At 48.8% G+C, this 12389-nt stretch carries 7 protein-coding genes; 3 read left to right on the top strand and 4 right to left on the bottom strand.

The features are described from left to right. Positions 1-435: 435 nt before the first annotated feature. The 3 genes from A8O23_RS00570 to A8O23_RS00560 all read right to left on the bottom strand — a co-directional run bounded on the left by A8O23_RS00570 (position 436) and on the right by A8O23_RS00560 (position 3304). Positions 436-1482, bottom strand: coding sequence for a lamin tail domain-containing protein (locus A8O23_RS00570; RefSeq protein WP_066615317.1), 1047 nt, complete (start codon positions 1480-1482; stop codon positions 436-438). A 413-nt stretch (positions 1483-1895) separates the two neighbouring features. Beyond that, positions 1896-2687 (bottom strand): TerC family protein, encoded by a 792-nt coding sequence (locus tag A8O23_RS00565; protein WP_066615314.1) that lies wholly within the window; start codon positions 2685-2687, stop codon positions 1896-1898. 125 nt (positions 2688-2812) lie between these two features. Further along, complete coding sequence (locus tag A8O23_RS00560) at positions 2813-3304, bottom strand: YajQ family cyclic di-GMP-binding protein (protein WP_066615312.1); 492 nt, start codon at positions 3302-3304, stop codon at positions 2813-2815. A gap of 112 nt (positions 3305-3416) precedes the next feature. Here A8O23_RS00560 and A8O23_RS00555 point away from each other — a divergent pair, with 112 nt between their 5' ends. After that, positions 3417-3854 (top strand): GNAT family N-acetyltransferase, encoded by a 438-nt coding sequence (locus tag A8O23_RS00555; protein ID WP_066615310.1) that lies wholly within the window; start codon positions 3417-3419, stop codon positions 3852-3854. Positions 3855-3944: 90 nt separating this feature from the next. Here the strand turns inward: A8O23_RS00555 and A8O23_RS00550 are convergent, their stop codons facing one another. Further along, positions 3945-4811, bottom strand: a complete 867-nt coding sequence (locus tag A8O23_RS00550) for an ion transporter (RefSeq protein WP_066615308.1) — start codon at positions 4809-4811, stop codon at positions 3945-3947. A 208-nt stretch (positions 4812-5019) separates the two neighbouring features. Between A8O23_RS00550 and A8O23_RS00545 the strand changes: the two genes are divergently transcribed. Beyond that, positions 5020-10026, top strand: a complete 5007-nt coding sequence (locus A8O23_RS00545) for a translocation/assembly module TamB domain-containing protein (protein WP_066615306.1) — start codon at positions 5020-5022, stop codon at positions 10024-10026. Continuing rightward, entirely contained in the window at positions 10026-12368 is a 2343-nt protein-coding gene (gene tamL, locus A8O23_RS00540; RefSeq protein WP_066615300.1) for a translocation and assembly module lipoprotein TamL, read from the top strand. Before A8O23_RS00545 ends, tamL begins: the two co-directional genes overlap by 1 nt. Positions 12369-12389 lie beyond the last annotated feature (21 nt).

Below are 12389 nucleotides of genomic sequence, written 5' to 3'. Positions count from 1 at the left end.
GATCTGTTTCAGTTTAGGCAGAACAGCCCTTAGAGCAGCACTGTCAAAACTCTGCTGGTAAAGTTTTAGCATAAAGAATTAAGGTTAAAAAGTAAGAGTTATGGTTGTTGAAAAGGTATATGCAATTGGAGCTTTTATTATCAGAGAAGACATAAGCATTCGGAACTTTGCTGCCTTATCCGTTCCTGATGGCTGGCGCAAGTTTCACTTCTTTGCCTATTTATAAGTATGCAGCATTCCCACTGCTAAACTTAGCTTATTTTTTTGAAAGAGCAGTTAAAACTTTGACACCCAGCTAACAGACAAAAGGCAAAACTAAAAATTCATGACCTATTCCAACAAGGTGCCTCTCGATGTACTCTAGAGGCACCTTGTTATCTTAAAGCGGGTGGTGGTGCCTTCCTGATCTCATTATTAGCAGGCAAGCCTTCATCATTATCTTGTGATCACTACCCGTTCTGATACTGTGCCGCTGTTTGAAGTCAGGCGCAGTATGTAGGCACCAGGGGCCAATTTGTTTTCAGTCACCGAGAAAGCCTTTACCTCATGATAACCTGCTGCAAAAGTGCCTAGTTTTTTCTCCTGAACTTTTGCGCCAGCCGCAGAGTACAGCATGAATTGCACGGCAGATGCCTTTGGCAAGCCAAATTTTATTGTACCCTCTGCCTGCACAGGATTAGGAAACACGGCAGAAAGAACAAAACTTTTAGGTAATCCGGCCCCTGCTAATTCTTCACCTGCACTCGCCACTGTAGGTGATTCAGTAGGTGAGCCAGAGTATTGAGGACTTGGCGTTCCAGTAATTACGAAATCTTGATTATTGTTATTAGAGTCATACCCGTTGCCTTGGTTAACGTCTTCCCCATTAGGTCCCATAGATTCAGCGGTGGAAGTGGCAAAGGCTTTTCTTTCCAGCACCGAGGTAGTATTAGACGTTGGGGCAGGCATTCCCTCAAACCCAGTAGCCGCTGTACCTGTTTGGCCCCAACCAACCTTATCAATAATATGCGCCCCCTCAGGATTAGCTCCTTCCACAGGAGTAGTGGTGTTAACCAACACTACTTTCCCACGCAAAGAAGCAATGGAAGTACCACCTTGCAAATCAAAATGAGGCAAATCTGCCAAGCCGTTACCTGTGTATAACTTAATAAGAAAGTACCCTTTAGACTTTACAGTGCCGGTAAGTGGAGTGGCAGACCAAGAAGTTCCGTCTGCAGGGGAATATTGCACCGACCAATCGTTGATACTGATGTCAGCGGACGTGGGGTTATAAAGTTCAATATAATCTGAGTTGTAGGGAGCATCTGGATTCCCGCCGCCACCTGACACCTCACTAATCACCAAATGATCGGCAAAATCCTGACTAAGGGCAGAGCCAGCAGAGAGTAAGGCCACCATAAGCGGCAGGGCCATTTTTTTTAGGTTAGGCAGTAAAGATCCTACCACCACCCGTGAAGAATCTGGGGAGTAAAGTTTTTTCATAAAAAGGAGATAAGGGTAAAAAAGTGTTAGTTCGTTATATGTGAGAAGCTAAGAATAGTACTCATATTCAAATAAAGCCCCAATTAGAGAATCTCCCCCTTGGCCACTACAAGTAGCGCCCTATCTCCCTTTCAAGAACTGCTCTAAAAGCTATTTTTCATGTCTAATAAAATAATTTATTTTCAATATTGAAATAGGTTAATTAAAATATTTCACAACTAAGTATTGATACCTAACATTATAGACTTCCTCCAGACTTTGACATTCACTTTGCCTAAAACTGAGCTTTAGGCTCTATTTTTTGAATATAGAGCAAAACCAGCTTCTTTCGCAGTTATAGGAGGGGTAAAAAAAGAGCGGAAACCGTTAAAACGGTTTCCGCTCTTTTCATAACTCAAAATATTGGTAAGAAATTACATAGTCGAATTCGGGCTGCTGTCAGTTTCCACAATGTCGCTTTGGCGCAGTTGCACTGGCTGTGTTTTCTTGCGGAGCTTCATGTTCAGCATCTCTACTACCAATGAGAAGAACATGGCGAAATAGATGTAGCCCTTAGGAATATGCGCGTGCAGAGCCTCTACCATGAGCATCACCCCAATCAGAATCAGGAACGAAAGGGCCAGCATTTTCACGGTTGGGTGGTTGTTCACAAAATCACTCACCACTTTGGCGAACGCCAGCATGATACCCATTGAGATGACCACGGCCACAATCATGACACTTATGTGGTCTACCAAGCCTACCGCGGTTAAAATAGAGTCAAAAGAGAAGACAATGTCTACCATGATAATCTGAATCAGAATTTTACCCATGGTAGCCGTACCGCCAGATGGGCCATGGCTCTCTTCTTCGCCTTCCAGTTTGTTATGGATTTCGGTAGTGCTTTTGGCCAGCAGGAACAAGCCTCCGCCAAACAGAATGATGTCGCGCCATGAAACGGCAAACGGCTCATCTAGCCAGAACAGGTTCCAGGTAAAGAGCGGTTGGTTGGCGTTTACTATGTAGCTGATAAAAGACAGCAGAATAATCCGGAACACCAGCGCCAGCATGAGTCCTATGGTGCGTCCTTTCGCCTGCTGCTCTTTTGGCAGCCGCGACACCACAATAGAGATAAAGACAATATTGTCTATACCCAACACCACCTCCATAAAGGTAAGAGTGAGCAAGCTTAGCCAAACATCAGGGCTAGAAAAGACTTCAAACATAGTTTTAGGTTATAATAAGTAGTAGCTATAGCGCAGCAAGATAAAGCAATTAAACGCAGCTTGTACTACTTAGTTAGGCCCATGGGTGGTGAACAAAAGAACTGATGCAAGCCAAACCAAGCAGCCTAAGATTTCATGTTCACGAACTGTACCGGAAAACCTAGTTCGGCACCGCGCAGCATGGCTATAACATCTTGTAAATCATCTATCTTTTTGCCGGTAACGCGTACCTGGTCATCCATTATGGCCGGGGTAACTTTTAGCTTGCTATCTTTGATGAGCTTTACAATTTTTTTGGCGTCTTCTTTGTCAATACCGGCCCGAACCTTCACATCTTTCTTGACCATAGGCCCGCTGGGTTGGGCTTCGTTGCTGAAGTCAAGGGCGGTGGCGTCTATCTGCTGCTTTACTATTTTGCTCAAGATAATGTCTTCAATCTGACGCAGGCGCATGTCGTTCTCTGTGGTGATGTGCACCACATTAGACTTTTTGTCTAACTCTACAGAGCCTTTGGTGTCACGGAAGTCATAGCGTGTCTGAATCTCCTTCTTTACCGTATTTATGGCGTTGTCTAAGGTCTGGGGATCTACTTTGCTTACAATGTCAAATGAGGGCATAACAAAAATTTAAGGTAAAAGGATAGTATATAGTACCTACTTTGGTTGCTTTATGAGAAACAAACTTAGTAGATTTAGGCGATTTTAAAGAATTGAGATTAATTACGCAGTCATGCAGATTATAAAACCATCGACTTTTCACGAGTTTGAACAATATTACCGCTTACGCTACGAAATGTTACGGCGCCCCTGGCACCAGCCTCTTGGCAGTGAGCGCATGGAAGACGACGACACCGCCGTACATTTAATGGCCATCAATGAAGATTCTGGTGAAATTATGGGGGGGTGCCGCGTACACATGGAATCTGACACCGAGGCTCAGTTGCGCTTTCTGGCGGTTGGCCCTAAATACCAGAACAAGCAGGTAGGCCGTAGATTATTGCAGGCCGTGGAAGAAGAAGCGCGTAAATTGGGAGCCAAAGAGTTAATTGTGCAGGCCCGTGAGTACGCCAAAAACTTCTACAAGCGTAACGGGTTCACCGAAGAACACCCCACGCACCTTCTCTTCGGAGAGGTACAGCACTATCAGATGCGCAAGCCGCTTTATTAACCTTGTTTAAAGTTGTTTTTGGCCTGTTTTTAGAAAATCAGACCAAAAACAGCTCTCCCCCCATCTTTTGCAGAGCTACAACAACTGCTCTCAGTCTTCCTTTCCCCCATTTGCAGAGGTATTACCATCAGAGCCTTTAGGCTGATTTTGCTGGGCCAGCGTAGTCAACAGCGTTTCTTTTAGTTCTCTTACCTCTTGGTGCAACTGTGCCAATTGGCTGGCTCCGGCTATTTCGGTTTCTTTGCTGGCGGCGTCTCGGTCTAAAAAGAAACTAGCCAGTAAAGCTGTAAAGTACCCAAACACCGCAAAACCGTACAGGGCCAGCACGAAGCAAAGAGCCCTCCCCTCGGGCGTTTGTGGCCAATATTCGCTGCCCAATGAAATCAAAATCATGGCGGTCCACCACAGGGCTTCCCCGTAGGTGGCTAAACCGTTATCGGCTTCTTTTTCAAAAGCGTACATACCTGCTGAACCCGCCAGCAGCACCGCCAGCGTCAAGGCCATCATATAGCCGAAGCCCCGCCGCCCCATGGTGGCTCCCAAGCTTTTCATACCCCGGTTTAGGGAACTTAGCACCCGCACCAGCCGAATACCCCGCACCGCCCGCACCGTACGGAACACGCGCCAGAACCGGGCTAACCTAAATATCCGCAAGGCAGGCACCACGAGTGAAATAGCCGTGAGCCAATTTTCTTTCAGGAACAGTGCCTTCTCTGGAGCCAGAAAAAACCTCAGCAGAAAGTCCAGTATGAAAATTCCCCAGATACAATAGTTCACCAACTCCAGCACCGGCCCCAAGCCCCTGATAAACTCTACCACCAACAGCACCAGCCACACAAAACCCAGAAAAATCATGGGTCCTTCTAAAGCATGCTGAATCCGGCGCAGCAGTTGGCGACGCTCTTGGGTGAGGGCAGAATCAGAAGGTTGGGGCTTGGTAGAGGAATATGGGCGCATGAGAGGCACTGCTGTTTTCTACCCCATACGCAAGCAAGGCAGCTAAGTATATTTTAGACACACTTCGCTTGTAAGGCTGTTTTTGGCCTGTTTTTCTAAAAGGAGGTCAAAAACAGTTAACCTTCTTCTGAACTGGCTGTTTCTAATGTAACCACTGTTCTCTCTCTTGAGTACAAGTATCATCTTATCATAATACTATATAGAGATTTTGTCTACGCATACTCTTAAAAAATATACGCTCAAAACGCTGTCAGTCATCCTCTGGATAATTGGCTCTATTCTGTTTCTGGTGGTGCTGATTTGGGTGGCACTTCTGATTCCGGCTGTACAGGATTTTGCCACCCAGAAAGCGGAAAACTGGCTAGAGAACAAGATTGGCACTAAGGTGGAAATTGGCAAGTTCCGGAGCGACCTACGTAAAGACCTACTGCTGGAAAACGTGTACCTGGAAGACCGGCAAGGCGATACGCTCTGGTACTCGGAGCATTTGGCGGCCAATCTTGACATCTTTGGGCTTATTCAGTCTAAAGTAGGTTTATCGTCATTGGAGTTGCGCAACGCCACTGCCCACATTGAACGCACCCTGCCCGACAGCGCCTTTAACTTTAACTACATTTTAGAAGCCTTTGCCACGCCCGCTGACACTGCCGCCGTTGACACCACCAGTGCTGGCTTTACCTATGACATTGGCTCCATTGATTTACAGAACATCTACCTGACCTATAAAGACGAGGTAAACGGCCAGAACGTGCGTACCCGCGTAGGCAACCTGAATGTGGGCATGGATGAGCTGGACCTGGAAAAAGAAATCTATCGCATTGGAGACATTGCCCTGAAAGATACCTGGGTAGACATGGTGCAAACCAAAGTGCCGCCAGACACTGAAGAGGAAACGCCCCTGACCATGCAGTTTGGGCTGAAGAACGTGGCCTTAGACCGGGTAAAGCTGAAGTACCGGAACGGGGTGTCGCGCCAGTACATTGACGCCAACATTGGTACCGCGCGCTTAGATGCGCAGGATATTAATCTGGAGGAAACCCGCATTGACCTGAACACGCTGGAGCTGCACAACAGCGTGCTCGCGTACGGCCACAACGCCGACCTGCCCGCTGAGTACCGCGTGGTGAACCCCAAAAAAGTAATTGAGGCACTGGAGAAGTCTGTAGAAAAGTCTACCGGACAAACCGTGAACTGGGTGGTGCGGCTAGACAAACTGAACGTAACTGAGGTAGATGCATCTTTTACTAATTATGACGCGCCTAAGCAGCCCAAAGGCTTAGACCCTAACTACCTGCTGGCCCGGAACCTTAACATACAGCTGCAAGACCTCTACTTCAGCAACAACAGCACTACAGCCCAATTAAACCAACTGAGTTTTCAGGAGCAAAGCGGCTTTGAAATAGAGCGGTTTACCGCCGGCATTGTGTTTGACTCAGTGCAGACCGAGCTGAACGACCTGGTGCTGAAAACCGGAAACAGCCGCATTGCCCGCCACATCAGAGTAGGATATCCGTCTTTAGAAACAGCCGCCGAAGATCTTAGCAAACTCACGCTGAACGCCGACTTTGAAAACACGTACATCGGTTTTGAGGACATTGCACTTTTGCAGCCGGCCTTGGCAAACCAACCTCCTATTGCAGGAAACCTGAACCAAACCGTCCGGCTGAACGGCTCCGTGAACGGGCGCATGGACAACCTGCTCATCAGTAACCTGCGCGTAAGCGGGTGGCGCAACACCGAACTGGCCGCTAGCGGCCGCATTAGAGGCTTGCCTAACGTAGACAATCTTTTTGCCAACGTACAGGTGAACCGCCTGCACACTACCGCCGCTGATATAAAATCATTGCTTCCGGCGGGTACCCTGCCAGCCAATATTACCTTACCGCCCTCTATTGACTTAGAAGGTTCTTTCAGCGGCTCCATGACCGCGTTTGATGTAGATGCCACTCTTCGTACCACCTTCGGCAACGCCATAGCCAAAATTGACATGGAGCCAGGCAGAGCACCGGGCCAGGAGCAGATAGACGGTACCGTTCGGCTGATCAGGTTTGATTTAGGCAGGCTGCTGCAAGATACTACCTTGGGCCGGGCCACCTTGGTAGCCAATATTGACGGCACGGGCATTACACCAGAAAATATGGTTGCCAACATTGAGGGAACGGTGCAAAGTCTGGAATACAACGGCTATAACTACCAAGGCATTGCCTTTGATGTAGACGCCAACCGTAACAGTTATGCCGTTAACGCCACCAGCACCCAAGACGAAAACCTGGATTTTGACATCAATGGCACCATTAACTTAAGAGGCGAAGAGCCGGTAGTAAACCTGAACACTAACATCCGCTCCATAGATTTTCAGGCACTAAACCTGTACCCTGAAGACCTCCGGTTGCGCGGCGATATAAAAGTAGACATCAACGGGGCCAATATTAACACTTTGGATGCCACCATCTCGGCTACTGATGCAGCCATTACCACTAACAACCAGCTCATTGAATTTGACACGTTAAACGTGACGCTGGCCCAGCGGCCAGGCCAAACAGAGTTACGCATCAACTCAGATGTTTTGACGGGCTTCTTAGACGGCAACATCCCGTTGGGTGAATTGGCACCCGTGCTCATGGCGCACATTGACCGGTACTATGACCTGGATGGTGACCCTTTCCAAACGCCTGACCGGCCCCAGCAGTTTACCTTTGGTTTAGACTTACACAAGCCAAGGGTGCTCACCGCCTTTGTTCCAGGCCTCGACCGGCTTCGGCTAGATACATTATATGGCTCATATGACAGCAGAACTGCTAACCTGCAGATAGTAGGGCAAATTCCGAGGATGCGCTACAGCGGCTTCCGGTTAGATTCTATTGCACTGGCCGTAGACTCTAACCCTGACCAGCTGAACTACAACATCAGGGCCAACCAAATCAGGCAAGACACTTCCTTTAGGGCTAATAACATTGTCTTGAGCGGCAACGTGCAAGACAACGTGGTGGCCTTGCGGGCTGCCAATGTAAGTGAAGCCGGAGAAGACGAATCGCATATTGGGCTGCGCCTCCAGCAGATAGCCGGAGGCTTTGAGATCAGCTTGGCTCCAGACCTGCTACTCAACCGAGACCCTTGGCAGGTAACGCCTGATAATTTTATCCGCTATTTTACAGAGTCAGGTGCCATGGTGGCAAACAATCTGAATCTCTCCAATGGGCCCATGGCCATTAACCTGCAGAGCCAGAACCCCAACAGCCGCACCTCACCGCTCAGCGTGAACCTGCAGAACATTGATGTAGGGTACTTCGCCCGCGCCATTATGCAGCAAGACAGCCTGATAGACGGTACTTTGAACGGACAAGCCACCATCACTGACCCCACAGGCGATTTGACCTTTACGGCAGATATGAATCTGGCCAACTTTAAATACCAGAACATGCCGGTGGGTGACCTGACCCTTGATGCCAGAAATGCTGGTGGCAGCCGCTACGAAGTAACCGCCGCCCTAACCGGCAACGGCAACAACGTTACTTTAGGCGGTTATTATTTGGCCACTGGAGATCAGCCTATGTCTTTTGACGTGAACTTTGAGCAGTTCAACCTGGCCAGTGTTCAGCCTTTCACCTATGGCATGCTCAAAGATATGAGCGGTGCCATATTAGGCTCGGTTGCGATTAGGGGCACTATGGAAAACCCCAGCGTGGCAGGCGATCTAAGGTTTAATGACGCCGCCTTCAACGTAGCCATGCTCAACTCTGTATACCGCGTACCAGATGAGCGCCTAACCATCAATAACCAGGGCATCCGGTTCGATGAGTTTGCGCTGCTGGACTCTCTGGGCAACCAAGCCGTGATCAACGGACAAATTCTGACTACCAACTTCCTTGACTACCGGTTTGACCTGCGCGCCACTACCGATGACTTTTTGGCGATCAACAGCACAGCAGCTGACAATTCGCTGTATTACGGCACTGTATATGTAGACAGCGACACCCGCATTACCGGCGACCTGAATGTGCCCATCATCAATACCACCGTTACCGTTGGGCCTAACTCTAACTTCACGTATGTAATGCCCGATGAGCCTGTTACCCCGAGCAGGGAAGGCATAGTTGTTTTTGTAGATGTTGACAGTACCCGCAACCGCTTCCTGGGTCGGCAGAAAGAAATAGATACGGTAGACGCAGTAGTACAGGGCATTGACCTGACCATGACCTTGAGCATTACTGACGATGTACCTATAACGGTAATTGTAGACGCCAACGCCGGTGATCACCTAACTGTGCGAGGCAATTCCACCCTTAATGTGGGGTATGACGTAAACGAAGATATTACCCTGACTGGCCGCTTTGATGTGACAGAGGGAGCTTATGAGATGAGTTTATATGAACTGGTAGAGCGCCGGTTTGAGATTTCGCCGGAAAGCTACATTGTCTGGAACGGAGACATGTTTGACGCTGACGCCAACATTACGGCTATTTACAATGTAGATGCGGCCCCGTATGAACTCATGGCTTCGCAACTCTCCGAAGTGCCGGACCAATACAAGCAGAAGTTACCGTTTGAGGTACACCTGAACATGAAAGGAGAGCTCATGAACCCTGCCATCTCTTTCAACATAGAGTTAGAAGACGAGGCCCGTGGTGAGGGCGACATTGAGGCCCGACTAGAGCAGTTAAGCCAACCTACCCAGGAATCTGAACGCACCAAACAAGTATTCTCGCTTTTGGTACTGGGCAGGTTTATGGCGCCTGACCCATTGGCCAGCTCTGGCGGCGGCGGCCTTGGCGGCGCCCTGCGCGGCAGTGCCAGCGGGGTGCTCACAGACCAGCTTAACGCCCTCACCGGAAAATACCTGGGCGGACTTGGCCTTGATTTAGGGGTTAACTCTTATGAAGACTATTCTACCGGCGAAGCCGAGAACCGCACCCAACTTAACGTGGCCCTACAGCAACAGTTGCTGAATGACAGGTTAACTATACGTTTCGGCAAAAACTTTGACTTGGAGGGCAGTGACCAAGGTGCGACGGCAAATGCCAGTGGGTTTGCCGGCGATGTCTCTGTGGAATATTCCATCACGCCAGACGGGCGCCTGCGGATGCGGGTTTTCCGCCAGAACAGCTACGAAGGCTTCTTAGACGGGCAGCTCATGAGAACAGGCCTGACGCTTATTTACCAGAAAGAGTACGACAACCTGTCTGAGCTTTTCAAAAACACCGGAAAAGTAAAATAATGACCATACACTTTACCCATATTTTGCGCACCTCCTCTCCTGCACTCTTAGGGCTGATTCTGCTTGTTCTTTTCTCATTGGCAGGGTGCAGCAGCACCAAGAGTGTGCCCCAGGGTGATTACCTCTACATTGGCGGCGACATCACGGTGAAATCTGAATATCCTGAAACGGCCACCAAAGACCTGGAAGGGGAACTCCAGGAGGCCATTCGGCCGCAACCTAACTCCTCTTTTCTAGGCATGCGCCCTAAACTCTGGATCTACAATGCCTTTGGCGGAAACAAAGAAAACAAAGGCATTGCCAAATGGATTAAAACCAGACTGGGTCAACCGCCGGTTTTACTCAGCGAAGCTTATCCAGAGAAAGTACAGGGTCAAATGGCAAACCGGCTCTACAACCTGGGTTATTTTAACCCTGCCATTGCCTATGAGGTAGACAGCACCAGCAAAAAGAAAATGGCTAGTGTACATTATACGGCCACTGTACAAAAGCAGTATACCATCCAGAAGATACAATTCCCGCAGGAACAGGACAGTATTTCTGAACGAATAAGAGCCACTGAGCCTAACTCACTGCTAAAAGTGGGCGACCCTTATAATCTACAGACCCTTATTGCCGAGCGGCTGAGAATAAACGAAGTCTTAAAAGAAGAAGGCTACTTTTTCTTTGACGAGAATTACCTGGTATTCCACGTAGACAGTACCCAAAACAACAAGGTAGATGTGTATGTGCGCATTAAACGCGAAGCACCTAACAAAGCTCTCATTCCGTACCGCTATAACCAGGTAACTATTTACTCTGACTTCGCTTCTGGTGACACCCTTGACCCTCAGGCTCCGCCAGTTCAGTATGAAAACTATAAGTATTACCCAGATGAGGAGACCTTTAAGGCAAGGGCAATTCTAAACGCGGTATTTATTACCAATGATGACTATTACAGCCGCAAGAAACATTTGCAGACCATCAACCGCCTCATGGATTTGGGCACTTTCAAGTTTGCCGAAGTAAGGTTCACGCCCCTTGATTCTGTTGGCCGAAATGGCTTGCTGAACGCAGACATTCTGCTTACCCAAGCCAAGAAAAAGTCACTGCAGGCCGAGGTGCTCATGGTTACCAAGTCGAATGGCTACGCAGGGCCCGGCATCAGGATTAACTTCAGAAACCGAAATGCTTTGAGGGGTGCCGAACTATTGATGCTCAACCTGATAGGCTCTATTGAATCGCAATCTGGAGGCGGAGCCCCTGAGCGCTCAAGTAACCTAACTTCTTTTGAACTTGGAGCCGATGCCGAAATGCACATTCCGCGCATTATTTCACCATTCGACATCAGAATATCTAATAGTATGTACCAACCCCGTACCAGGTTTATGCTTGGTTTCCGGTTTATTGACCGGCGGGAGTTTTTCCAGCAGAACTCATTCACGTTTGAGTACGGCTACAACTGGCGGCAAAGGGCTACTACTCAAATTTACATCAACCCCGTGCAGGTGCAGCTCTCCAGGTTAGGCAGCGTGACCCCAGAGTTTGAAAAGATTCTGGAAGACAGACCATTTCTGGCCCGAAGCTTTGACCAGCAGTTCATTATTGGGGGAAATTACCGGTTTGTGTACAACTCACAAGGCGTGGCAGGCAAAAAACACCAGTTCTACATCAGCCCAGGGCTTGACATGTCGGGCGGATTGTGGGGACTTATTTTCAGAGTAAAGAATGGCCGCCCCGCTGATCCTGACTTTCCTAACACCTTGAATGGGCAGGCCATCTCGCAGTACGTAAAGACCGATTTAGAAACACGCTACTACTTTAACATTACTGATAAGCTGGTATTAGCCACGCGCTTTATTGGCGGTTATGGCTTACCCTACGGTAACTCCAGAGTGTTGCCGTATATCAAGCAATACGGGGCAGGTGGCCCTAACAGCATCAGGGCGTTTGCGGCTCGTAGCATTGGACCGGGAACCTATGACCCCACCTCCGTCACCCGTGAAGGCGGAGTGGCGCCCGCTTTCTCCTTCTTTGACCAAGTGGGTGACATCAGGCTGGAGGGTAACGCTGAGTTCAGGTTCCCGCTCATGGACCCGTACCTGAAAGGAGCTGTATTTGTGGATGCCGGTAACATCTGGCTTGTAAATGAAGACCCAGACCGCCCCGGCGGACAATTCAGCGGCAACTTCCTGAATGAACTGGCTGTAGGTGCCGGTGCCGGCTTACGCATTGACGTGCAGTTCTTTGTTATCCGTCTAGACCTGGCTTACCCTCTCCGTGATCCTAATTACGCCGACCGCCCCACCAGTGGCCTCTTTGGCTCTGGGGTGCTGAACCTGGCAATTGGGTATCCTTTTTAATTGTTGGTTGTTGCTGGTTGA

The organism is Rufibacter roseus, assembly GCF_001647285.1.
Lineage (GTDB): Bacteria > Bacteroidota > Bacteroidia > Cytophagales > Hymenobacteraceae > Nibribacter > Nibribacter roseus.
Note: the sequence above shows the minus strand (reverse complement) of the source record. Positions and strands in the feature narration are given on the sequence as shown.

Coding starts and splice junctions, on each gene's coding strand:
- A8O23_RS00570 (WP_066615317.1), bottom strand. CDS start 1,482: ATGAAAAAACTTTACTCCCCAGATTCTTCACGGGTGGTGGTAGGATCT.
- A8O23_RS00565 (WP_066615314.1), bottom strand. CDS start 2,687: ATGTTTGAAGTCTTTTCTAGCCCTGATGTTTGGCTAAGCTTGCTCACT.
- A8O23_RS00560 (WP_066615312.1), bottom strand. CDS start 3,304: ATGCCCTCATTTGACATTGTAAGCAAAGTAGATCCCCAGACCTTAGAC.
- A8O23_RS00555 (WP_066615310.1), top strand. CDS start 3,417: ATGCAGATTATAAAACCATCGACTTTTCACGAGTTTGAACAATATTAC.
- A8O23_RS00550 (WP_066615308.1), bottom strand. CDS start 4,811: ATGCGCCCATATTCCTCTACCAAGCCCCAACCTTCTGATTCTGCCCTC.
- tamL (WP_066615300.1), top strand. CDS start 10,026: ATGACCATACACTTTACCCATATTTTGCGCACCTCCTCTCCTGCACTC.